General features: G+C 57.8%; 15 protein-coding genes, 1 tRNA gene, 3 rRNA genes, 1 pseudogene and 1 riboswitch. Of the genes and pseudogenes, 6 read left to right on the top strand and 14 right to left on the bottom strand.

Translation table 11 applies throughout. The annotated features are described in order from the left end of the window. The 3 genes and pseudogenes from cpdA to nudF form a co-directional block, all read right to left on the bottom strand. Window positions 1-828 (bottom strand): 3',5'-cyclic-AMP phosphodiesterase, encoded by an 828-nt coding sequence (gene cpdA / locus ETEE_RS08845; RefSeq protein ID WP_034163045.1) that lies wholly within the window; start codon window positions 826-828, stop codon window positions 1-3. A gap of 149 nt (window positions 829-977) precedes the next feature. Beyond that, window positions 978-1,091: pseudogene (locus ETEE_RS21875) on the bottom strand (DUF1249 domain-containing protein); the annotation flags it as partial. A gap of 150 nt (window positions 1,092-1,241) precedes the next feature. Next, a complete protein-coding gene (nudF, locus tag ETEE_RS08840; protein ID WP_034163046.1) occupies window positions 1,242-1,871 on the bottom strand; it encodes an ADP-ribose diphosphatase in 630 nt (209 codons plus the stop codon). A 215-nt stretch (window positions 1,872-2,086) separates the two neighbouring features. On the opposite strand from nudF, the gene tolC reads away from it, so the two are divergent. Beyond that, window positions 2,087-3,514 (top strand): outer membrane channel protein TolC, encoded by a 1,428-nt coding sequence (gene tolC / locus ETEE_RS08835; RefSeq protein WP_034163047.1) that lies wholly within the window; start codon window positions 2,087-2,089, stop codon window positions 3,512-3,514. A gap of 76 nt (window positions 3,515-3,590) precedes the next feature. Here tolC and gltP read toward each other — a convergent pair whose 3' ends face one another. Then, complete coding sequence (gltP, locus tag ETEE_RS08830; protein ID WP_034163048.1) at window positions 3,591-4,913, bottom strand: glutamate/aspartate:proton symporter GltP; 1,323 nt, start codon at window positions 4,911-4,913, stop codon at window positions 3,591-3,593. Window positions 4,914-5,410: 497 nt separating this feature from the next. Here gltP and acs point away from each other — a divergent pair, with 497 nt between their 5' ends. Continuing rightward, window positions 5,411-7,366 carry an acetate--CoA ligase gene (gene acs / locus ETEE_RS08825; protein ID WP_034163049.1) on the top strand — a complete coding sequence of 652 codons (1,956 nt, stop codon included), beginning with the start codon at window positions 5,411-5,413 and terminating at the stop codon, window positions 7,364-7,366. Window positions 7,367-7,450: 84 nt separating this feature from the next. Then, window positions 7,451-8,014, top strand: coding sequence for an acetate uptake transporter (gene satP, locus ETEE_RS08820; protein ID WP_034163050.1), 564 nt, complete (start codon window positions 7,451-7,453; stop codon window positions 8,012-8,014). A 195-nt stretch (window positions 8,015-8,209) separates the two neighbouring features. Here satP and rrf read toward each other — a convergent pair. The 4 genes from rrf to ETEE_RS08800 form a co-directional block, all read right to left on the bottom strand. Further along, window positions 8,210-8,325 (bottom strand): 5S ribosomal RNA (gene rrf, locus ETEE_RS08815). A 91-nt stretch (window positions 8,326-8,416) separates the two neighbouring features. Continuing rightward, window positions 8,417-11,324: ribosomal RNA gene (locus ETEE_RS08810) — 23S ribosomal RNA — on the bottom strand. A gap of 190 nt (window positions 11,325-11,514) precedes the next feature. Further along, window positions 11,515-11,590, bottom strand: a tRNA-Glu gene (locus ETEE_RS08805). 83 nt (window positions 11,591-11,673) lie between these two features. Next, window positions 11,674-13,217: ribosomal RNA gene (locus ETEE_RS08800) — 16S ribosomal RNA — on the bottom strand. The 16S, 23S and 5S rRNA genes sit together here with 1 tRNA gene alongside, the layout of an rRNA operon. 563 nt (window positions 13,218-13,780) lie before the next feature. Here ETEE_RS08800 and purH point away from each other — a divergent pair. Beyond that, window positions 13,781-15,370 carry a bifunctional phosphoribosylaminoimidazolecarboxamide formyltransferase/IMP cyclohydrolase gene (gene purH / locus ETEE_RS08795; protein ID WP_034165774.1) on the top strand — a complete coding sequence of 530 codons (1,590 nt, stop codon included), beginning with the start codon at window positions 13,781-13,783 and terminating at the stop codon, window positions 15,368-15,370. Window positions 15,371-15,411: 41 nt separating this feature from the next. Then, window positions 15,412-16,689 carry a phosphoribosylamine--glycine ligase gene (gene purD, locus ETEE_RS08790; protein WP_034165775.1) on the top strand — a complete coding sequence of 426 codons (1,278 nt, stop codon included), beginning with the start codon at window positions 15,412-15,414 and terminating at the stop codon, window positions 16,687-16,689. A gap of 34 nt (window positions 16,690-16,723) precedes the next feature. On the opposite strand, the gene ETEE_RS08785 is transcribed toward purD, so the two are convergent. From ETEE_RS08785 to nudC, 6 genes are all read right to left on the bottom strand, one after another. Beyond that, entirely contained in the window at window positions 16,724-17,398 is a 675-nt protein-coding gene (locus ETEE_RS08785; protein WP_225865132.1) for a DUF1481 domain-containing protein, read from the bottom strand. Window positions 17,399-17,441: 43 nt separating this feature from the next. Then, window positions 17,442-17,714, bottom strand: coding sequence for a nucleoid-associated protein HU-alpha (gene hupA / locus ETEE_RS08780; protein WP_012847061.1), 273 nt, complete (start codon window positions 17,712-17,714; stop codon window positions 17,442-17,444). A 189-nt stretch (window positions 17,715-17,903) separates the two neighbouring features. Beyond that, window positions 17,904-18,494 carry a YjaG family protein gene (locus ETEE_RS08775; protein ID WP_034165777.1) on the bottom strand — a complete coding sequence of 197 codons (591 nt, stop codon included), beginning with the start codon at window positions 18,492-18,494 and terminating at the stop codon, window positions 17,904-17,906. Between the two features lie 105 nt (window positions 18,495-18,599). Further along, window positions 18,600-19,286 carry a deoxyribonuclease V gene (nfi, locus tag ETEE_RS08770; protein ID WP_034165778.1) on the bottom strand — a complete coding sequence of 229 codons (687 nt, stop codon included), beginning with the start codon at window positions 19,284-19,286 and terminating at the stop codon, window positions 18,600-18,602. A gap of 14 nt (window positions 19,287-19,300) precedes the next feature. Further along, the gene (gene hemE / locus ETEE_RS08765; RefSeq protein ID WP_034165779.1) at window positions 19,301-20,365 is read right to left on the bottom strand and encodes a uroporphyrinogen decarboxylase; all 1,065 of its coding nucleotides are present in this window, start codon (window positions 20,363-20,365) and stop codon (window positions 19,301-19,303) included. 47 nt (window positions 20,366-20,412) lie between these two features. After that, window positions 20,413-21,186 carry an NAD(+) diphosphatase gene (nudC, locus tag ETEE_RS08760; RefSeq protein WP_034165784.1) on the bottom strand — a complete coding sequence of 258 codons (774 nt, stop codon included), beginning with the start codon at window positions 21,184-21,186 and terminating at the stop codon, window positions 20,413-20,415. A gap of 165 nt (window positions 21,187-21,351) precedes the next feature. Beyond that, window positions 21,352-21,467: riboswitch (TPP riboswitch) on the top strand. 110 nt (window positions 21,468-21,577) lie between these two features. Here nudC and thiC point away from each other — a divergent pair. Next, complete coding sequence (gene thiC / locus ETEE_RS08755) at window positions 21,578-23,509, top strand: phosphomethylpyrimidine synthase ThiC (protein WP_034165780.1); 1,932 nt, start codon at window positions 21,578-21,580, stop codon at window positions 23,507-23,509. Window positions 23,510-23,696 lie beyond the last annotated feature (187 nt).

The raw sequence follows: 23,696 nt of genomic DNA, 5'->3' as shown, positions 1-23,696 counted from the left end.
TCAATAGCCGTCTGCGTCCAAATCCGGCCTGAACTCACTGCTGGCCAGGCGATGCACCGCCGTGGTCACGCGCCCGTCAGGATACAGGGTCAGATAGCGCCAGCCCGGAGAAATGGTATCGATGGTAAAATTAGTGCACAGCGGTTTGAACTGAACGCAGGTCGACGGCGTCGCCAGCAGGCGGCAGCCGTTCCAGTCCAGATCCAGCTCCTGATGAATGTGGCCGCACACCAGCGTGTTGACCTGGGGATAGCGCCGCAGGATCTCATCCAACGCGTGCGCATTGCGCAGACTGTGCTGATCCAGCCAGGTACAGCCTGAGGGCAGCGGATGATGGTGCAGCAGAAGCATCGTGTGACGCTGCGGTTCGCTGGCCAGCGTCTGCTCCAGCCACTCGAGCTGATAATCGCTCAGCTCGCCGTGTGGCACGCCAACGACCTGGCTGTCCAGCAAGACGATCTGCCAGCGGTCCCCCAGCAGAGCCCGCTTGTTCGCATGTACACCGGCCTGCGCCAACGTGTCGACCATCGCTGGCTGAAAATCATGATTCCCCGGCAGCCACAGGCAAGGCCTGTGCAGCGCGGCAACACCTGCGGCAAAATGCTGATAGGCGGCAGCGGAGTGATCCTGCGCGAGGTCTCCCGTCGCGACGATAAGATCGAACGGATGCGCCTCGGCGCGGATCGCCGCCAGCACGGCCTGATAGCTGCGGTAGGTATTGACCCCCAGCAGGGTCTCTTGCTGCCCTGCAAATAGGTGGGTATCAGTAATTTGCAATAATCTGACCGGCGCCCCACTCGCTACGGCCAGATGAAACAGGCTTTCCAAATAACGTCCTTTATGACTTGAGTCTGTCAGAACCTGCAAAACGGCGGTTACACGGCTAAATCGAAATGAACAGTTAAAAAAACGCTCGGCATACGCTCCCCCCCGGCATCTGCGCCCAACCCTGCGGAGCATCCGCTTGCCGAAATCCAGTTAATTTGATGCATTTCATCGCACTGATGCAACTTTTTATTCGGGTTATCATAACGTGCTTTAAATCGGGAGATCTGCTGTATTGCACACAATTCCATAACACGGTATGCGTGCCGGAACGCTCCCGGGGCAGAGACTGTCGGCCGGGCCCCGCAAGGCGCCCGGCCACGGCAGACCGTCGCGTTAATGGTATCGGCTCTCGCGCCGATCCGGCAATCCCCTGAGCGTCTGAATTTTTACAGCTCTGCTCGCTCGCCGTCCGCTCAGGCCCACTGCGCCCGCAAACGCTGATGATGCAGAGCCAGCCACTGCAGGGCGATCACCGACGCCGCGTTGTCGATAATGCCCTGCTCTACCCAGCGATATGCCTGCTCACGGCTGACCACGTGGACACGAATATCCTCATGCTCCTCCGCCAGCCCATGCACCCCGGATGCCGTGGCTGCGTCAACCTCGCCGACCACAATGGACAACCGCTCGCTGGTACCTCCCGGACTCGCCAAATAGCTCAGCACCGGCTGGCAGCGCCCCACGGTAATCCCGGCCTCCTCCTGCGCCTCACGCCGGGCCACCTGCTCTACGCTTTCACCCGCCTCAATCATTCCCGCGACCATTTCCAGCAGCCAGGGCGTGCGGCTGCTGGTGTAGGCAGGCATGCGCAGCTGTTCAATCAAGACCACCTCATCGCGGCGCGGATCATAGGGCAACAGCACCGCCGCGTGACCGCGCTCAAAGACCTCGCGCACCACTTCGCCGCTCATTTCGCCGTTAAACAGACGGTGACGGAAACGGTAGCGATCGAGTGAAAAAAAACCACGGTAGCAGGTTTCCCGTGCAATAATTTCCACATCATCTTTGCCGAAGGTGACGGGGCTGGGTTTGTCGACACACATAACGTAATATCCTTACTGATTGAAAGAGCACCGGACCTGAACCTAAGCAAGTCGTACACTTTAGCGAGACGGTTAGCGCTCTTAAACTTGGATGATTTAGCAAGAATGGCACATTCGGCCACCCGTCCCAGAGGAAGCTCTCTGGTAAAATTGGCAGTCTAAGACGTTAGGTCTGTGCCACGCTAACCATATTTTCTGCATAACAAGGAATGCAAATGAAGAAACTGCTCCCTCTTCTTATTGGCCTAAGCCTCAGTGGCTTCAGTGCATTAAGTCAGGCAGAAAACCTGATGCAGGTATATCAGCAGGCCAAAGAAAGCAACCCGGATCTCCGTCAGGCCGCCGCTAACCGCGACGCTGCGTTTGAAAAGATCAATGAGTCCCGCAGCCCGCTGCTGCCGCAGCTGGGGCTTGGCGCTGACTATACCTATACCAACGGCTTTCGCGACAGCAGCGGCCTGAACTCAAATAATTACGGGGCTACCCTGGCGCTGACGCAGACAATCTTCGATATGTCCAAATGGCGTCAGCTATCGCTGACCGAAAAGCAGGCCGGGATTCAGGATGTCTCCTATCAGTCCTCTGAACAGACGCTGATGCTGAATACTGCCACCGCCTACTTTAACGTGCTACGCGCTATCGATCAGCTGACCTATACCGAAGCCAACAAACAGGCGATTTACAATCAGCTCGATCAGACGACCCAGCGCTTCAACGTCGGCCTGGTGGCTATTACCGACGTACAGAACGCCCGAGCGCAGTACGATCAGGTGCTGGCCCAAGAGGTCAGCGCACGCAACAATCTGGATAACTCGCTGGAGGCCCTGCGCCAGATCACCGGCCAGTACTATCCGCAGCTCTCCGCTCTGAATATCGATCGCTTCAGCACCAAGCGTCCTGACGATGTGAAAGCGCTGCTGCAAGAGGCCGAGAAGCGCAACCTACAGCTGTTAAGCGCCCGCCTGAGCCAGGACCTGGCGCGTCAGCAGATCAAGTATGCCGAAACCGGCTATATGCCGACCCTGAATCTGACAGCCTCCACCGGCGTCAGCAATACCGACTATAACTCCCTCTCCAACGCGCAGAAAGAAACGCTGAGGGGAGGCAACGGCAGCAGCTATCAGGGACAGAACACCGTAGGCCTGAGCTTTAACCTGCCGCTGTATTCCGGCGGCGCCACCAACTCACAGGTGAAACAGGCACAGTACAACTTTGTCGGCGCCAGCGAGGCCCTGGACAGCGCCCACCGCAGCGTGGTGCAGAATGTCCGCTCCTCCTTCAACAATATCTCTGCCGCCATCAGCGGCGTATCTGCCTATAAACAGGCCGTGGTCTCAGCACAAAGCTCCTTGGATGCGACCCAGGCCGGCTATCAAGTAGGCACCCGCACCATCGTCGATGTGCTGAACGCCACCACGGCGCTGTACAACGCCAAGCAGAACCTGGCCAACGCGCGCTATGACTATCTGATCAGCCAGCTAAACATCAAGTATGCGCTGGGCACGCTCAACCAAAACGATCTGCTGGCGCTCAACGGCGATCTGAGTAAACCGGTCCCGACGGCGGCCGACAGCATTGCCCCCGATGATGCGGCCCAGGCCGCCAAAGCCAATGGGCCGATCCCCGGCGGGGGCGTGCGCTAAATAGCGTTGGCGCGGATGGCAACGTATAAGAAAGGGCGGATTTTCCGCCCTTGTTTTTTTCAACGCCACCGCGCGGCTATAATAAATCCTGCTGTGCCACGCCCTGTGGAGTATGCATCCGCGCCTCATAGGTGCGCGCCTTAGCGCGATCGAACTGATGCTCCCACTTGGCAACCACCAGTACGGCCAATGCGTTACCTACCACATTCAGCGCCGTGCGCGCCATATCCAGAATCCGATCGACCCCGGCAATAAAGGCCAGTCCTTCCAGCGGAATACCGACGCTGCCCAGCGTCGCCAGCAGCACCACAAACGAGACGCCGGGGACGCCGGCGATGCCTTTGGAGGTCACCATCAGGGTCAGAACCAGGATAATCTCCTGACCGAGCGACAGCTGAATGCCGTACAGCTGGGCGATAAAAATCGCGGCGATGCTCTGGTATAGCGTCGAGCCATCCAGATTAAACGAATAGCCCGTCGGCACCACAAAGCTGGTGATCGATTTCGGCGCGCCATAGGCCTCCATCTTTTCCATAATGCGCGGCAGCACGGTTTCAGAGCTGGCGGTGGAGTAGGCCAGGATCAGCTCATCTTTCAATATCACGATCAGCGTCCAGATACGCAGGTGACACAGGCGAGCCACTGCGCCCAACACCACCAGGGCAAAAAACAGGATCGCCGCGTAGACCAACAGCACCAGCTTGGCCAGCGGGATCAGCGAGGCAAAGCCGAAGTTAGCCACCGTTACCGAGATCAGGCCAAAGACCCCGATCGGGGCATAGCGCATGATCATATGGGTTACTTTAAACATGCTTTCGGAAACCGCGCGGAACACCCGCAGCAGCGGCTCCTTATGCTCTACCGGCAGAGAAGAGAGCCCCAGGCCAAACAGCACAGAGAAAAAAATAATCGGCAAGATCTCGCCCTTTGCCATGGCCGAGAACAGGTTCGCCGGTATCAGCGCCAGCAGCGTACCGATCAGGCTGTGCGCCCCGCTCTGCACCTGCTCGGTAGTCCGCTCATACTGTGAGATGTCGACCGCAGCCAGATGGCTCATATCGACGCCCAGTCCCGGCTGAAACAGGTTAGCCAGCGTAATGCCCACGACGATGGCCACCGTGGTGATCAGCTCGAAATAGAGGATGGTCTTCAGGCCAATACGCCCCAGCTTTTTCGCATCGCCGACGCCGGCAATCCCGACAATCAGCGTCGAGATCACAATCGGGATAACAATCATCTTAATCAGGCGAATAAAAATATCGCCCGCGGGTCCCAGCACATTGCTGACCAGCCACTGGCGCGATTCGGTTTGATCATGCAGTGCCGCACCCACCGCAATCCCTAAAATCAGCGCAGTAACAATCTGCCACGCCAGGGTCAATTTAAATCGTTTCGTCACTCTACCACCTCATTCTTATTGGGCGCCGCGGCGCCCTTTTTTATCTCTTGCCACTTCCCGACGGCGATCCCCCGCCACAGCCTGTCCCGCTGCTCGTCACTCCCTAGCGATATAAGCATAATTTATGCCACAAGACGGCATATCCCTCCGGATGGCGACAATTCAACCTGAATAAAAGAACAATATGCTGTTATACAGCCAATAGTTCGCCGGTGAATAAAACCAGAGGCAATCTTAACGATATCGCGACGGCCCATGACATCCGATGGCCCGCCTCTCCCTCGACGCACGCTCTCGCACGCCCCAATTTGGGGCACCAAGTTGGGGCGATGCACTGTCGTTCAGCATACGTTCGCGCCATCGGAACATTCTCCGTACTGCGGCGCCGCGCTGCGTTTTATTACGTGATCGTGCGCGCAAAAAATACACAACTCGCTAACCGAGGCTAAAATTAACTCTATATTGACATATTATTAACATTGGCGCGGAGACGCAGCATGAGCCAGATCCATACCTACCCTGTTCCAGCGGATATTGCCCAGCACGCCTTTATCAATGCGGAAATGTACCGTGAAATGTACCTGGCCTCCGTCGAGGATCCCGAGGCGTTCTGGGCTGAACAGGGACAGATCATCAGCTGGATAACCCCCTACAGCCGAGTGAAGAATACCTCCTTCGATCCAGGCCATATCAATATCCGTTGGTTTGAGGATGGTTCCCTCAACCTAGCGGCCAACTGTCTGGATCGCCATCTGGCTGAACGCGGTGAGCAGACGGCCATCATCTGGGAGGGCGACGATCCGCAGGAGAGCCGCAGGGTAACCTATCGCCAGCTGCACGCTGAGGTCTGCCGATTCGCCAATGTGCTGAAATCACTGCAGGTAGAAAAGGGCGACGTCGTCGCAATCTATATGCCCATGGTGGTCGAAGCGGCAGTTGCCATGCTGGCCTGCGCGCGGATTGGCGCCATTCACTCCGTGATCTTCGGCGGTTTTTCCCCAGAGGCGGTTGCCGGGCGCATTATCGACTCTGGAGCCAAACTGGTGATCACGGCAGATGAGGGGGTTCGCGCCGGGCGAACCATTCCACTCAAGCGCAACGTCGACGAATCGTTGCAGCACCCCCAGGTCAACAGCGTGCGCCATGTCGTGGTATTCCGCCGTACCGGCGGCGCGGGCGAATGGGACAGCGGTCGCGATCGTTGGTGGCATGAGCTGATGGCCCAGGCCGATGAACACTGTCCGGCGGTGGAGATGAACGCCGAAGATCCGCTGTTTATTCTGTATACCTCCGGATCGACCGGCAAACCGAAGGGTGTACTGCACAGCACCGGCGGCTATCTGGTCTACGCAGCGACCACCTTTAAGTATGTGTTTGACTACCATCCCGGCGATATTTACTGGTGTACGGCGGACGTCGGCTGGGTCACCGGCCACAGCTACCTGCTGTATGGCCCCTTGGCCAACGGTGCCATAACGCTGATGTTCGAGGGGGTCCCCAATTACCCCGGCATTAATCGCCTCAGTCAGATCGTAGACAAGCACCAGGTCAATATTCTGTATACCGCGCCGACGGCGATCCGCGCGCTGATGGCCGAGGGGCAGCGCGCCGTCTCCGGCACTCGCCGGACCTCGCTGCGCATAATGGGATCGGTCGGCGAACCGATCAATCCCGAGGCCTGGGAGTGGTATTACCATACCATCGGCAACGGCCGCTGCCCGATCATGGATACCTGGTGGCAGACCGAAACCGGCGGCTTTATGATCACCCCGCTGCCCGGCGCCACCGTGCTTAAAGCCGGATCGGCAACCCGCCCCTTTTTTGGCGTACAGCCCGCCCTGGTCGATAACAGCGGGGAGATCTTGGAAGGCGCCTGTGAAGGTAATCTGGTGATCCTAGACTCTTGGCCTGGACAGGCGCGTACATTGTTTGGTGCCCATGAGCGCTTTGAGCAAACCTACTTCTCCACCTTCAAGGGCATGTATTTCAGCGGCGACGGTGCCCGACGCGACGAAGACGGCTATTACTGGATAACCGGTCGCGTCGACGATGTACTCAACGTCTCAGGACACCGCCTGGGCACGGCGGAGATCGAATCAGCGCTGGTCGCACACCCGAAGATCGCCGAAGCGGCCGTCGTCGGGATCCCTCACAGCATTAAAGGACAGGCGATTTATGCCTATATCACACTGAACGTAGGAGAGGAGCCATCGCCCGCGCTGTACGCCGAGGTCCGCGACTGGGTACGTAAAGAGATTGGCCCCATTGCCACACCGGACATCCTACACTGGACCGATGCGCTGCCCAAAACCCGCTCCGGCAAGATCATGCGTCGTATCCTGCGCAAAATTGCCAGCGGCGATATCAGTAATCTGGGAGATACCTCAACGCTGGCCGATCCTGGCGTCGTAGAAAAACTGCTGGAAGAGAAACAGGCTATGCAGCCGCGTTAGCGGCACTTACGGCGGAGAAGCGCGCTCCGCCTCATTCATAACGCCGCACGGACCGATACTGCCTGCGCGGCACGAGGAGTCTTTATGCACAACGAACTGGCTAATCCCGCGCCGCTGGGGCTAATGGGATTCGGAATGACCACGGTGCTGCTCAATATGCACAATGCGGGCATATTCGCACTGGATGCGATGATCCTCGCAATGGGGATCTTTTTTGGCGGGCTGGCGCAGATCTTCGCCGGACTGCTGGAGTTCCGCAAAGGCAATACCTTCGGACTGACCGCCTTTACCGCCTATGGCGCATTCTGGCTCACGCTGGTTGCCCTGCTGCTATTACCCAAAATGGGGTTGGCGGATGCCGTCACGCCGCCGTCGCTGGCGGCCTATCTGGCGCTATGGGGGATCTTTACGCTCTTCATGTTCTTTGGCACCCTACGCGCTAATCGGGCACTGCAGTTTGTCTTTGCCAGCCTAACCCTCCTGTTTTTTCTGCTGGCCTATGGCAATCTGACCGGCAATGCGGGCTTACTCCATATCGCCGGCGTTGAAGGGATCATCTGTGGCGCCAGCGCCATCTACCTGGCCATGGCCGAGGTGATCAATGGCCAGCTCGGTCGCCGCGTATTGCCCATCGGGGAGATCCGCTAACGCCGGTGCGGCAGCGCCAGCGTCGCCGGGCGGATAAACCCAAGGCCCCCGGCTTTCAGACATCGCTTCCTAGACGTTCCGTTCTGCTCCACGGCCGGCGCCGCGGTTCGCCTCAGGAGTCACCCACTGCCCGGCAAAACCTCGATAAACAAAAAGACCCCATGCTTGCGCATGGGGTCTTTCCGTTTGTTTGATGCCTGGCAGTTCCCTACTCTCGCATGGGGAGACCCCACACTACCATCGGCGCTACGGCGTTTCACTTCTGAGTTCGGCATGGGGTCAGGTGGGACCACCGCGCTATCGCCGCCAGGCAAATTCTGTTTTACCAACCGCCATCACTGGCCATCGGTTCCAATCTTGAACAAGCTAAATTCGTCTCTCTAAAAACACCTTCGGTGTTGTAAGGTTAAGTCTCACGGATCATTAGTACTGGTTAGCTCAACGTATCGCTACGCTTACACACCCAGCCTATCAACGTCTTAGTCTTAAACGTTCCTTCAGTGGGCTCAAGGCCCAAGGGAAGACTCATCTCGAGGCAAGTTTCGCGCTTAGATGCTTTCAGCGCTTATCTTTTCCGCACGTAGCTACCGGGCAATGCAATTGGCATCACAACCCGAACACCAGCGGTGCGTCCACTCCGGTCCTCTCGTACTAGGAGCAGCCCCTCTCAATCTTCCAACGCCCACGGCAGATAGGGACCGAACTGTCTCACGACGTTCTAAACCCAGCTCGCGTACCACTTTAAATGGCGAACAGCCATACCCTTGGGACCTACTTCAGCCCCAGGATGTGATGAGCCGACATCGAGGTGCCAAACACCGCCGTCGATATGAACTCTTGGGCGGTATCAGCCTGTTATCCCCGGAGTACCTTTTATCCGTTGAGCGATGGCCCTTCCATTCAGAACCACCGGATCACTAAGACCTGCTTTCGCACCTGCTCGAGCCGTCACTCTCGCAGTCAAGCTAGCTTATGCCTTTGCACTAACCTCCTGATGTCCGACCAGGATTAGCTAACCTTCGTGCTCCTCCGTTACTCTTTGGGAGGAGACCGCCCCAGTCAAACTACCCACCAGACACTGTCCCTACCCCGGATCACGGGGCCAGGTTAGAACATCAAACATTAAAGGGTGGTATTTCAAGGTCGGCTCCATGCAGACTGGCGTCCACACTTCAAAGCCTCCCACCTATCCTACACATCAAGGTTCAATGTTCAGTGTCAAGCTATAGTAAAGGTTCACGGGGTCTTTCCGTCTTGCCGCGGGTACACTGCATCTTCACAGCGAGTTCAATTTCACTGAGTCTCGGGTGGAGACAGCCTGGCCATCATTACGCCATTCGTGCAGGTCGGAACTTACCCGACAAGGAATTTCGCTACCTTAGGACCGTTATAGTTACGGCCGCCGTTTACTGGGGCTTCGATCAAGAGCTTCGCCTTACGGCTGACCCCATCAATTAACCTTCCAGCACCGGGCAGGCGTCACACCCTATACGTCCACTTTCGTGTTTGCAGAGTGCTGTGTTTTTATTAAACAGTTGCAGCCAGCTGGTATCTTCGACTGGCTTCGGCTCCATCCGCAAGGGACTTCACCTACATGCCAGCGTGCCTTCTCCCGAAGTTACGGCACCATTTTGCCTAGTTCCTTCACCCGAGTTCTCTCAAGCGCCTTGGTATTCTCTACCTGACCACCTGTGTCGGTTTGGGGTACGATTCAGTGTTATCTGGAGCTTAGAGGCTTTTCCTGGAAGCAGGGCATTAACCACTTCAGCACCGTAGTGCCTCGTCATCACGCCTCAGTGTTAAAGATGACCGGATTTGCCAGGTCATCACACCTACACGCTTAAACCGGGACAACCGTCGCCCGGCCGGTCTAGCCTTCTCCGTCCCCCCTTCGCAATAACACCAAGTACAGGAATATTAACCTGTTTCCCATCGACTACGCCTTTCGGCCTCGCCTTAGGGGTCGACTTACCCTGCCCCGATTAACGTTGGACAGGAACCCTTGGTCTTCCGGCGAGCGGGCTTTTCACCCGCTTTATCGTTACTTATGTCAGCATTCGCACTTCTGATACCTCCAGCAGCCCTCACAGGCCACCTTCAACGGCTTACAGAACGCTCCCCTACCCAACAACGCCTAAGCGTCGCTGCCGCAGCTTCGGTGCATGGTTTAGCCCCGTTACATCTTCCGCGCAGGCCGACTCGACCAGTGAGCTATTACGCTTTCTTTAAATGATGGCTGCTTCTAAGCCAACATCCTGGCTGTCTATGCCTTCCCACATCGTTTCCCACTTAACCATGACTTTGGGACCTTAGCTGGCGGTCTGGGTTGTTTCCCTCTTCACGACGGACGTTAGCACCCGCCGTGTGTCTCCCGTGATAACATTCTTCGGTATTCGTAGTTTGCATCGGGTTGGTAAGTCGGGATGACCCCCTAGCCGAAACAGTGCTCTACCCCCGAAGATGAGTTCACGAGGCGCTACCTAAATAGCTTTCGGGGAGAACCAGCTATCTCCCGGTTTGATTGGCCTTTCACCCCCAGCCACAAGTCATCCGCTAATTTTTCAACATTAGTCGGTTCGGTCCTCCAGTTAGTGTTACCCAACCTTCAACCTGCCCATGGCTAGATCACCGGGTTTCGGGTCTATACCTTGCAACTAGACGCCCAGTTAAGACTCGGTTTCCCTACGGCTCCCCTATTCGGTTAACCTTGCTACAAAATATAAGTCGCTGACCCATTATACAAAAGGTACGCAGTCACACCCCGAAGGATGCTCCCACTGCTTGTACGTACACGGTTTCAGGTTCTATTTCACTCCCCTCGCCGGGGTTCTTTTCGCCTTTCCCTCACGGTACTGGTTCACTATCGGTCAGTCAGGAGTATTTAGCCTTGGAGGATGGTCCCCCCATATTCAGACAGGATAACACGTGTCCCGCCCTACTCATCGAACTCACAGCTGTGCACCTTCGTGTACGGGGCTATCACCCTGTATCGCGCGACTTTCCAGACGCTTCCACTAATGCACAAACTGATTCAGGTTCTGGGCTCTTCCCCGTTCGCTCGCCGCTACTAGGGGAATCTCGGTTGATTTCTTTTCCTCAGGGTACTTAGATGTTTCAGTTCCCCTGGTTCGCCTCGTTAAGCTATGTATTCACTTAACGATAGTGCAACGGATTGCACTGGGTTTCCCCATTCGGACATCGCCGGCTAATAATGCTTCATATCAGCTCACCGACGCTTATCGCAGATTAGCACGTCCTTCATCGCCTCTGACTGCCTAGGCATCCACCGTGTACGCTTAGTCACTTAACCTCACAACCCGAAGGTGTTTCACTTCGTGCTGTAAGCATTTGAGAGACTCTCGAATCACTTATTAAAAGCAATTCGATTGTTTTCGAATTTTCAGCTTGTTCCAGATTGTTAAAGAGCAAAATATTGCAAACATGACTCGTAAGTCCGTTTTGCAATACTGTTGGCACCGTCTTTCACCCGATACCGCAAATGGCGTCCCCTAGGGGATTCGAACCCCTGTTACCGCCGTGAAAGGGCGGTGTCCTAGGCCTCTAGACGAAGGGGACACAAGGGTCGGCTTCGCAGACGCGTTTGCTCGAACATCTATCAGACAATCTGTGTGAGCACTACACAATTTCGTATCTTCAGGTAAGGAGGTGATCCAACCGCAGGTTCCCCTACGGTTACCTTGTTACGACTTCACCCCAGTCATGAATCACAAAGTGGTAAGCGCCCTCCCGAAGGTTAAGCTACCTACTTCTTTTGCAACCCACTCCCATGGTGTGACGGGCGGTGTGTACAAGGCCCGGGAACGTATTCACCGTGGCATTCTGATCCACGATTACTAGCGATTCCGACTTCATGGAGTCGAGTTGCAGACTCCAATCCGGACTACGACGTACTTTATGAGGTCCGCTTGCTCTCGCGAGGTCGCTTCTCTTTGTATACGCCATTGTAGCACGTGTGTAGCCCTACTCGTAAGGGCCATGATGACTTGACGTCATCCCCACCTTCCTCCAGTTTATCACTGGCAGTCTCCTTTGAGTTCCCGGCCGAACCGCTGGCAACAAAGGATAAGGGTTGCGCTCGTTGCGGGACTTAACCCAACATTTCACAACACGAGCTGACGACAGCCATGCAGCACCTGTCTCAGCGTTCCCGAAGGCACTCCCGTATCTCTACAGGATTCGCTGGATGTCAAGAGTAGGTAAGGTTCTTCGCGTTGCATCGAATTAAACCACATGCTCCACCGCTTGTGCGGGCCCCCGTCAATTCATTTGAGTTTTAACCTTGCGGCCGTACTCCCCAGGCGGTCGATTTAACGCGTTAGCTTCGGAAGCCACGCCTCAAGGGCACAACCTCCAAATCGACATCGTTTACAGCGTGGACTACCAGGGTATCTAATCCTGTTTGCTCCCCACGCTTTCGCACCTGAGCGTCAGTCTTCGTCCAGGAGGCCGCCTTCGCCACCGGTATTCCTCCAGATCTCTACGCATTTCACCGCTACACCTGGAATTCTACCTCCCTCTACGAGACTCTAGCTTGCCAGTCTTGGATGCAGTTCCCAGGTTAAGCCCGGGGATTTCACATCCAACTTAACAAACCGCCTGCGTGCGCTTTACGCCCAGTAATTCCGATTAACGCTTGCACCCTCCGTATTACCGCGGCTGCTGGCACGGAGTTAGCCGGTGCTTCTTCTGTAGGTAACGTCAATTGTGAACGCTATTAACGTTCACACCTTCCTCCCTACTGAAAGTACTTTACAACCCGAAGGCCTTCTTCATACACGCGGCATGGCTGCATCAGGCTTGCGCCCATTGTGCAATATTCCCCACTGCTGCCTCCCGTAGGAGTCTGGACCGTGTCTCAGTTCCAGTGTGGCTGGTCATCCTCTCAGACCAGCTAGGGATCGTCGCCTAGGTGAGCCATTACCTCACCTACTAGCTAATCCCATCTGGGTTCATCTGATGGCATGAGGCCCGAAGGTCCCCCACTTTGGTCTTGCGACGTTATGCGGTATTAGCTACCGTTTCCAGTAGTTATCCCCCTCCATCAGGCAGATCCCCAGACATTACTCACCCGTCCGCCGCTCGTCAGCGGAGAAAGCAAGCTTTCTCCCTGCTACCGCTCGACTTGCATGTGTTAAGCCTGCCGCCAGCGTTCAATCTGAGCCATGATCAAACTCTTCAATTAAAAGCTTGATGCTCAAAGAAATTAAACTGTTTATTCGTAATGAATTAACTGCTGTCACTCTTCAAGACTTTAAATATTTTGGCATTCCGAGGAATGCTTAATACGAATCTTGCGAGTGCCCACACAGATTGTCTGATAATTTGTTAAAGAGCAGTGACTTAGCAAGTTCTCCTTACCAAGTCGAGGTGGCGTATATTACGCTTTCCTCGGTGAGAGTCAACGTTTAATTTACCGTTTCACTCTCACTCTCCCCGGCTCATCCTGTGATGTTGTTCACATGTGCCGTGTCGATGGAGGCGCATTATAGGGCCTGTTTTACCGGGCGCAACCGCTATTTTGCCCCAAATGAACCGAATGGCGCATTACACAGCAATTGAACTGCTTATACCTCATTACGCACAGAGTTATCCACAAAGGTGGCGCCGGCAAAAATTTGTCGAGCTTTACGCAAACGTTTTCGTTAAAATCATCGCGCATCAACATTCCGCTTCATTCGCAGCAAATTCTAATGGGTATATATAAGTAGGATTTACTGCGATCCATTGCCGAGGGATATAACCACCATGCAACACAGTCGTCCTGTTCGCCGCGCACTGCTGAGTGTCTCCGATAAATCCGGTATCGTCGAATTCGCCCAGGCCTTACATCTACGCGGCGTTGAACTGCTCTCCACCGGCGGTACCGCCCGCCTCCTGTCACAGGCCGGCCTGCCGGTTACCGAGGTTTCCGACTACACGGGCTTTCCTGAGATGATGGATGGACGTGTCAAGACCCTGCATCCCAAGGTTCACGGTGGGATCCTCGGACGTCGCGATCGCGACGCAGCCGTTATGCAGCAGCATGGTATTCAGCCCATCGATATGGTCGTCGTCAATCTCTATCCCTTTGCTCAAACCGTTGCGCGTCCCGACTGTTCGCAGGAGGACGCGGTGGAGAATATCGATATCGGCGGGCCGACCATGGTGCGCTCCGCGGCGAAGAACCATAACGATGTGGCTATCGTGGTTAACAACGGTGACTTTGAGAACATTATTGCCGAAATGGATGCCCACCACGGAGCCCTGACGCAGGCCACCCGCTTCGACCTAGCCATTAAGGCCTTTGAGCATACGGCCGCCTACGACAGTATGATCGCCAACTACTTTGGTTCGCTGGTCGCCCCCTACCACGGCGATATCCATAGTCCAAGCGGCCGCTTCCCGCGGACGCTAAACCTTAACCTAGTAAAAAAACAGGATATGCGCTACGGCGAAAACGGCCACCAGCAGGCCGCCTTCTATATTGAAGAGCCACAGGTTGAAGCCTGCATCGCTACTGCCCAGCAGCTTCAGGGGAAGGCGCTGTCCTACAATAACATTGCCGATACTGACGCCGCGCTGGAGTGCGTCAAGAGCTTTGCCGAGCCGGCCTGCGTCATCGTCAAACATGCCAACCCCTGCGGCGTTGCGCTCGGCGACGATCCGTTCGATGCCTATGAGCGTGCCTACCAGACCGATCCCACCTCCGCCTTTGGCGGCATCATAGCCTTTAACCGTACGCTGGATGCCAAGACCGCTCAGGCCATCATCGCGCGCCAATTCGTTGAGGTCATCATCGCACCCCATGTGACAGAGGACGCCCTGGATCTCCTCAGCGCCAAGCAAAACGTGCGTGTTCTGGCCTGCGGCGCGTGGGAGGCACGCGTCCCCGGTCTGGACTTTAAACGGGTCAATGGGGGGCTATTGGTGCAGGATCGCGATCTGGGCATGGTGGATGTCGCCGATCTGCGCGTGGTCACCGAACGCCAGCCCAGCGAGCAGGAGCTGCGCGATGCCTTGTTCTGCTGGAAAGTCGCCAAGTTTGTTAAGTCCAACGCCATCGTCTATGCACGGGATAACATGACCGTTGGCATCGGGGCCGGACAGATGAGCAGGGTCTATTCAGCCAAAATTGCCGGTATCAAAGCCGCGGACGAGGGTCTACAGGTCGCCGGATCCGTGATGGCATCCGATGCCTTCTTCCCATTCCGTGACGGTATCGATGCCGCCGCCGCCGTCGGGATCCGCTGCGTCATCCAGCCGGGGGGCTCTATCCGCGATGACGAGGTCATTGCCGCCGCTAACGAACACGGCATCGCCATGATCTTTACCGGCATGCGCCACTTCCGCCACTAAGCTAATCGCCGCGGGCCTCCCGCGGCTCACAGGTGACCATCATGAATATTTTGATTATCGGCAGCGGTGGGCGTGAACATGCCCTGGCTTGGAAAGCAGCCCAGTCTCCGCTGGCCGAACGCGTATTTGTCGCGCCGGGCAACGCCGGCACTGCGCAGGAGCCTGCGCTGGAGAACATCGATATCGCCGCGACCGATATCGATGCGTTGGTTGCGTTTGCTTTGCACCATCAGGTCGGGCTCACTATCGTCGGCCCAGAGGCGCCGCTGGTGCTCGGGGTGGTCGACGCCTTCCGCGCGGCGGGGCTGACTATCTTCGGCCCGAGCCAAAGCGCCGCCCGCCTCGAAGGTTCCAAAGCGTTCAGCAAAGACTTCCTGGCGCGTCAACGTATCCCTACCGCCACCTACCGTAATTTTACCGAGATCGAGCCGGCGCTGGCCTACGTGCGTGAACAGGGCGCACCGATCGTGATCAAGGCCGATGGACTGGCCGCAGGTAAAGGGGTGATCGTCGCGATGACGCAGGAGGACGCCGAAGCCGCCGTCCACGATATGCTGGCCGGTAACGCCTTTGGCGATGCAGGGCACCGCATTGTCGTCGAGGAGTTTTTGGAAGGAGAAGAGGCCAGCTTTATCGTGATGGTCGACGGCGAACACGTGCTGCCGATGGCCACCAGCCAGGATCATAAGCGAGTTGGCGATGGTGACAGCGGCCCCAATACCGGTGGTATGGGAGCCTATTCGCCGGCGCCGGTGGTCAGCGACGCGGTGCATCAGCGGGTCATGGAGCAGGTGATTTGGCCAACCGTACGCGGTATGGCGCAGGAGGGCGCCCCCTATACCGGTTTCCTGTATGCCGGCCTGATGATCTCTGCCGACGGCGAGCCAAAGGTCATTGAGTTTAACTGTCGCTTTGGCGATCCGGAGACCCAGCCCATCATGATGCGCATGCAGTCCGATCTGGTCGCGCTGTGCCTGGCCGGTGCCAACGGCACCCTGGATCGCCAGTCATCGGCATGGGATCCGCGCCCCGCGCTGGGCGTCGTATTGGCCGCGGGCGGATACCCGGGCGACTATCGTCAGGGCGACGTCATTCACGGTCTCCCCCCTGGCAGCGCGCAGGCCAAGGTGTTTCACGCCGGAACCCGGCTGAATGCACAGGGCGAGGTCGAAACCTGCGGTGGACGAGTACTGTGCGCGACAGCGCTGGGCGAGGACATTGCCGAAGCGCAGCGCAATGCCTACCGTCTGGCCGATACGTTGAGCTGGGAGGGCGGATTCTGCCGCCGCGATATCGGCTACCGGGCGCTACAGCGCTAGCGCTCAGACTATCAAGCCGGCGCTAAGCCGGCTTTTACACTGTTTTTTCCGTCGGTGCCCAGGCGCAGATGTTATGATTGGCGACCTGCAGTAGCTGCGCGCCCTCCGGAGCCGACAGCCAGGCCACCCATAGCGGGCCACGGCTATTGGCTTCTCGCCGCGCCAGCTGTGCCGCCTGCCAGCCGGAGAGCGGCAGCGGCGCGACCTGACCATCGCAGCGCGTAAATATTCCCCCCTGCCAACGCCCCTGGATGAGATTTACCCCACCGGCCACCAGCGTCGCCGCCATCTCCTGCGCATGGCGGGCCTGATACTGGGCTTTGGCGACCTCGTCGCTCCCCGGCATCTCCTTGCTCCCATTGCGCAGACGCTGCATATAGCTCAGCGCGCCCTGCATATCGAAGCGCAGCTGCAGCACATCGTCATTACCCTGTCCCGTCTGCTGCAGGATCTGGTACAGATGTCCGTCGCGGTAGGTATAGCGATCGATCTGTGTCTCAGTGCCATCCAGCGGGGTAAATACCCGCATCATCGCCTGAGGCTGATGTCCCGCCCCCTCCAGGCGCCAGAGTCGAACGATCCCGCCGTCCGCGATATAGCCCGTCGCGGTAAACGGCGCCACCGGCGCAGCGGAATGGCAGCCGGTCAGCAGCAGTGCGACCGGCAACAGCCCACGTACCCGACGGCACATAGACAAAAGGGGCGTCATCGCCCCCTCAACTACATATTCTGCGCTTACCACGCGTGACTTATTACTTAACCGCGTCTTTCAATGCCTTGCCAGAAACGAACGCCGGTACGTTGGCGGCGGCAATTTTGATCTCATTGCCGGTCTGCGGGTTACGGCCAGTGCGCTCGTTACGATGATTCACTTTAAAAGTACCGAAACCAACCAATTGTACGGCATCGCCTGCTTTCAGAGACTCAGTAATAGCAGCCAGGGTAGACTCCAGAGCGGCTTTCGCCTGGGTCTTGGACAGATCGGCCTTGTCTGCAATTACATCAATCAGCTGAGTCTTATTCATAAGTTATCCTTACAGTGTGTTTATCGTTTGCAAAGCATCGAGTGCGACGGATATGCCGATTGACAGCACTCTCCTGCATACACGCACCGATAGCCACTTCTTTTACGCCCCCCAAATGTAGAACAAGCGGGGGGCGAATGTGAAGCCTTATAGGGCGACAAATCAGGTGTTAAATCACGTTTTGCCGTCTTATTGCGCTAATTCAATACCAATATTGCTCACACCTGCCTCACGTAGGTCTGCGCGCAGCCCTTTTATCAGTTCCAGATCGCGCTCTTCCGCTTCGCTCAGCAGGCGATAAATCTCCCACTGAATGTCCAGTTCATCCTGGATCGCCGGTAATGTCTTCAGTTCATCGTCGCTCATTTCGCGCCCAGACTGCGTCATTTCCAGCATGCCAACCGTATACAGAGAGGTTTCGCTCACGGCAATGGCATGCGCCAGCATCTCGCCGCCCAGCTGCGCGTGCAGGATCTCACTCAGCGCAACGCAGGCATCGATCGCCGGATAGACGCCATACATATCGTAGGCATCGGCATCGGGGATCGCCGCCTCTAGCTTTTCCAGCTGGCTGTCGAAGTTAATCTTGACGTCTTTCACCGTCAGAAGCTCCCAGACCAGATCCAGAATACGGCGATACACTGCCGCCTCGCCAAAGGCGCTCTGCTGGCAAAAAGCCTGGTAGTTGGGGTACATCCGCTCAGTAAGACAAGCCATAAAGGTCAGCTGTTGCCAGCTTTCCAACTTTTCCAGACGTTTATGAATGGGATTACGCAGCATGCTGAAGTCTCTCTCGATTATCTGCGGCGCAGTCTAACCGAATTGCGGGAAAAACCCTACGACTGCGCCTGATTATAGGAATCTTTATCCATCATCCGTTTACATTTATTCCACCTGAACCGCCGATCGCGGCTGGGCGGCCTGCCAGCGTAGAAAGGCCGGGCGTCGCGAGGCGATGGCATCGGCCCAGCGAGTCGGCTCCGGTAGGCGGTATCCGCGCAGGCAGCACTGTACCCACGCCAGCGCACTGTCCGTACTCACGCGATGGCCGCCGGAGATGAACAGCGGGTTACAGCGAGCCTTGCTACGCAGCACCCAACCAAGCTGCTCGGTCCCATCCATGAGCGCCACCACCGACCCCGGCGTCTCATCCAGCGGCGCCGACTGTCCGCACAGACGCCGTTTGGCAACCCCGATAGTGGGCACATCGACCAGCAGGCCAAAGTGGCTGGCAATCCCAAGACGGCGCGGGTGGGCGATCCCATGACCGTCCACCATCACTAGCTGGGGGCGGTGCCGCAGCTGCCCCCACGCCTGTAGCAGAGCTGGATACTCACGAAACGAGAGAAAGCCGGGAATATAGGGCATCAGGGTCTCAATGCGGGCGACCTGATACTCCACCAGCGTCAGCTCAGGGTAGCGCAGTACGGCCAGTGCGGCGCGGGTCACCGCGCCATCCTGCTCAAACCCAACGTCGGCGCCGGCGATCAATACCGGGGTCTCCCAGCGATCCGCCCGCTCCACCTGTACCGCCCGGGCCCGCTGCTCACTGCGTAACGCCTGCAAATCCATCGGTTAATGTCCCATCAGCGATGATAAGGTACGGACAGCCGGTGCACCGCATCAACAAACACGCCGGCGTGCTCGGGAGGGACATCCGGATGAATACCGTGCCCCAGGTTGCACACGTGTCCCTCGCCCTGCCCGAAGCCGGCCAGGATCGTCTCGACCTCTTGCTCAATGCGCGCCGGCGGCGCATACAGCAGAGAGGGATCCATATTGCCCTGCAGCGCCACCCGATCGCCAACCCGACGGCGGGCATCCGCGATATCGCAGGTCCAGTCCAGTCCCAAGGCATCACAGCCCGTATCAGCCATCGCCTCCAGCCACTGACCGCCGCCCTTGGTGAATAGCGTCACCGGCACCCGACGACCTTCGCTCTCACGCTGTAAGCCATCGATGATCTGGTGCATATAGCGCAAAGAGAACTCGCGATAGTCGCGCCCGGTCAGCACGCCCCCCCAGGTATCAAAGATCATCACCGCCTGCGCCCCGGCGCGGATCTGCGCATTCAGATACAGAATGACGCTTTGCGCCAGCTTATCCAGCAGCAGATGCAGCGCCGCCGGATCGGAGTACATCATCTTCTTAATTTTAGTAAAGGCCTTGCTGCTGCCGCCCTCTACCATATAGGTCGCCAGCGTCCAGGGGCTGCCGGAGAAGCCGATCAGCGGTACGTCACCGCGCAGACTGCGACGAATGGTACGCACCGCGTCCATGACATAGCCCAGCTCCTGTTCAGGATCGGGGATCGGAAGCCGTTGGATATCCACGTGACAGGTCACAGGATGAGTAAAGCGCGGCCCCTCGCCGGTCTCGAAGTAGAGCCCCAGCCCCATGGCATCCGGCACGGTCAGTATGTCAGAAAACAGGATAGCCGCATCCAGCGGGAAACGACGCAGCGGCTGCAGCGTTACCTCGCAGGCCAGCTCGGCATTTTTGCACAGGGCGATAAAATTACCGGCCTGCGCGCGGGTGGCGTTGTACTCCGGCAGATAGCGCCCCGCCTGACGCATCATCCATACCGGGGTCACATCAACCGGCTGGCGCAGCAGCGCGCGCAGGTAGCGATCGTTTTTCAGTTCGGTCATCCTTCGGCTCCCATTATTATTTGATGGCATTGTAACATGCGCGCTGCTTATTCATGCTGCGCCCGGCACAGCGCGACGGTGTCTTCGATCAGGCGGCGGGCCACGGTGCCTGCAGGGGGAAGCTGTGGCAAACGATCATAGCGATACCAATCGGCTTCCTGCAGCTCTTTGGGATCGTGGCACAGATCGCCGGCGGCGTAGTCGGCCAGAAAAGCCATCATCAGCGAATGGGGAAACGGCCACGGCTGTGAGGTCACATAGCGCAGATTCTTCACCTGCAGCCGGCTCTCCTCAAAAATCTCCCGCGCCGCCGCCTGCTCCAGGGTCTCTCCCACTTCGACAAAGCCCGCCAGTACGGTATAGATTCCGTTACGGTGGCGATTATGCCGCGCCAGCAGAATATGATCATCACGGCGAATGGCAACGATGATGCAGGGTGCGATCTGTGGGTAATAGCGCTGCTGACAATGGGTGCATAGGCGTGCCCACTCCTGCTGGCTCGCGTGCATCGGATGCCCGCAGTAGCCGCAGAAACGGTGGGACTGAAAAAATGCCGCCAGCTGCACGCCGCGCCCGACCAGCTGAAACAGGCCGCGATCGGTATCGATCAGCTGGCGCACCGATACCATGTCCTGCGGATACGCCAGGCACAGCAGCCATACCGGCATGCCCTGCCACTCGCCGATGCGATACGCCATCTTGCCAACCAAATGCCACTGCGCGGCGCTACCGTATGGCAGTTCGCCCTCCGGCAGCCAGATACGCCCCCGATCGCTGACCACCCACCAACCGCTATCACCGTCACTCACTTGCTGTGCCACTGTCACCGTATACACCCCTTACGCTCGATGGACGCGCTGACCTCCCCTGCGCAGGCAGCGCCGCATCAATTCTACGTTATTACTAAACATATTATTAACAATGCTTGCAGTTTCGCAGGCCGCTCCTTACACTGGCTCCCGCAGCATAGGCTCCGCCTGCGCTGCGCTATCTTGTCGGAGTGCCTAGCTGATACGCCGTATCACAGGCTGAGACCGTTGATTCGGGATCCGCGGAACCTGATTGGGTTAATACCCACGAAGGGAACAAGAGTAATTATCACGCTGAACCGGGCTCAGGCCCTTTTGCAACGTTCACCACTATTCATTACTCCTCTCCGAGCTCCAGACAAGCAATTTTTCCCTGTAACACCGTTGATGGCAGGAATTTGCTATGTCTACCGTTACTCACCGCGACGCACCGCGTCGCCAGCGCCGAGCTCAGGCTCAGGCCTTTATCGATACTCTCCAGGCGCAAGCCTATCCCAGCTCCCAACGCATCTACCTACAGGGCTCACGCGCGGATCTCCGAGTCCCCCTGCGCGAAATTGCCCTGAGCCCCACCCTGATCGGTGGGACGCCAGAGCAGCCGCAGTGGCGTGATAATGAGGCGATTGCGGTGTACGACACCTCCGGCGCCTATGGCGATCCGCAGGCGGAGATCGATCTGCGCCGCGGGCTGCCAGCCATACGCCGCGCCTGGATTGCGGAGCGCAACGACAGCGAGATCCTGCCGGGGCGCAGCTCAGACTATACCCGCCGCCGCCAAGCCGATCAGGATCTGGAGACGCTGCGTTTTGACCAGCGCTCTCCCGCACGCCGCGCGCGGCCGGGACACCGGGTCACGCAGCTGCACTATGCCAGACAGGGTATCATCACCCCGGAGATGGAGTTTATCGCGCTGCGTGAGAATATGGGGCGCGAGCGCATTCGCAGTGCCGTTTTACGTCAGCAGCACCCGGGGATCGCCTTCGGCGCCCACCTGCCGGACAATATCACGCCGGCGTTTGTCCGGGACGAGGTCGCCGCCGGGCGCGCCATCATTCCGGCCAATATTAACCACCCCGAGTCAGAGCCAATGATTATCGGGCGTAACTTTCTGGTGAAGGTCAACGCGAACATCGGCAGCTCATCTGTCACCTCCTCTATAGAGGAAGAGGTCGAAAAGCTGGTGTGGGCCACCCGCTGGGGCGCCGATACCGTGATGGATCTCTCTACCGGCCGCTATATTCACGAGACGCGTGAATGGATCTTACGTAACAGCCCAGTCCCTATCGGCACCGTGCCGATTTATCAGGCGTTGGAGAAGGTCAACGGTGTCGCCGAGGATCTCGACTGGCCGCTGTTGCGCGATACCCTGTTGGAGCAAGCGGAGCAAGGCGTGGACTATTTCACTCTGCACGCGGGCCTGCTGCTGCGCTTCATTCCGATGACCGCCGAGCGCCTGACCGGTATCGTATCGCGCGGCGGCGCCATCATGGCCAAGTGGTGTCTAGCGCACCATCAGGAGAACTTCCTCTATACCCACTTCCGCGAGATCTGCGAGATCTGTAGTGCCTATGACATCGCGCTTTCACTCGGCGACGGCCTGCGGCCCGGATCGATCCAGGATGCCAACGATCCGGCCCAGTTCGCCGAGCTGCATACCCTGGGCGAGCTGACCCGCATCGCCTGGGAATACGATGTGCAGGTGATGATCGAGGGGCCGGGCCATGTCCCCATGCACATGATCCAGCGAAATATGGAAGAAGAGCTCAGCCACTGCCACGAGGCCCCCTTCTATACCCTGGGGCCGTTAACGACCGACATCGCGCCCGGCTACGACCATTTCACCTCCGGCATCGGTGCCGCCATGATCGGCTGGTTCGGCTGCGCGATGCTGTGCTATGTCACGCCCAAGGAGCACCTGGGACTGCCCGATAAGGATGACGTCAAGCAGGGGCTCATCACCTATAAGATCGCGGCCCACGCCGCCGATCTGGCCAAGGGACATCCCGGCGCGCAAATTCGCGATAACGCCATGTCCAAGGCCCGCTTCGAATTCCGCTGGGAGGATCAGTTCAATCTGGCGCTCGATCCGGTGACGGCGCGCGCCTATCACGATGCCACCCTGCCGCAGGCATCCGGTAAGCTCGCCCACTTCTGCTCGATGTGCGGGCCGAAGTTCTGCTCCATGAAGATATCTCGAGAGGTACGCGAGCACGCCGCGCGCCAGCAGGAGGCCGACCCCGGCATGGCACAAATGGCACAGCAGTTCCGGGAGCAGGGCAGCGAAATCTATCTGGCGGACGTCGCCGACAGCGTGCCGCAGCATAAGGGGTCGTAATACGCCAGCCTATTTTTGCTGCGGCGCCGGCAACATCGCGCTGATCAGCGCCATTACCCGGGCACCAGGCTGGCTGGCGGCGACCGATACTCTGCCACCGCGGATCGGGGGCGGCGCGCACACGACGTCTAACGTTCCGCGGCCTCTCCCCGCCCCACAGGCAAAATAGCCCCCTGCCTGGCAGAGG

The organism is Edwardsiella anguillarum ET080813 (genome assembly GCF_000264765.2).
GTDB classification, from domain to species: Bacteria; Pseudomonadota; Gammaproteobacteria; order Enterobacterales; family Enterobacteriaceae; genus Edwardsiella; species Edwardsiella anguillarum.
This window is presented reverse-complemented; position numbering and strand designations above follow the sequence as displayed.

Excerpts from the sequence above, each read along its gene's own strand:
- nudF (WP_034163046.1), bottom strand. The coding sequence starts at position 1,871 with ATGTGTGTCGACAAACCCAGCCCCGTCACCTTCGGCAAAGATGATGTG.
- tolC (WP_034163047.1), top strand. The coding sequence starts at position 2,087 with ATGAAGAAACTGCTCCCTCTTCTTATTGGCCTAAGCCTCAGTGGCTTC.
- acs (WP_034163049.1), top strand. The coding sequence starts at position 5,411 with ATGAGCCAGATCCATACCTACCCTGTTCCAGCGGATATTGCCCAGCAC.
- satP (WP_034163050.1), top strand. The coding sequence starts at position 7,451 with ATGCACAACGAACTGGCTAATCCCGCGCCGCTGGGGCTAATGGGATTC.
- purH (WP_034165774.1), top strand. The coding sequence starts at position 13,781 with ATGCAACACAGTCGTCCTGTTCGCCGCGCACTGCTGAGTGTCTCCGAT.
- purD (WP_034165775.1), top strand. The coding sequence starts at position 15,412 with ATGAATATTTTGATTATCGGCAGCGGTGGGCGTGAACATGCCCTGGCT.
- ETEE_RS08785 (WP_225865132.1), bottom strand. The coding sequence starts at position 17,398 with ATGACGCCCCTTTTGTCTATGTGCCGTCGGGTACGTGGGCTGTTGCCG.
- hupA (WP_012847061.1), bottom strand. The coding sequence starts at position 17,714 with ATGAATAAGACTCAGCTGATTGATGTAATTGCAGACAAGGCCGATCTG.
- ETEE_RS08775 (WP_034165777.1), bottom strand. The coding sequence starts at position 18,494 with ATGCTGCGTAATCCCATTCATAAACGTCTGGAAAAGTTGGAAAGCTGG.
- nfi (WP_034165778.1), bottom strand. The coding sequence starts at position 19,286 with ATGGATTTGCAGGCGTTACGCAGTGAGCAGCGGGCCCGGGCGGTACAG.
- hemE (WP_034165779.1), bottom strand. The coding sequence starts at position 20,365 with ATGACCGAACTGAAAAACGATCGCTACCTGCGCGCGCTGCTGCGCCAG.
- thiC (WP_034165780.1), top strand. The coding sequence starts at position 21,578 with ATGTCTACCGTTACTCACCGCGACGCACCGCGTCGCCAGCGCCGAGCT.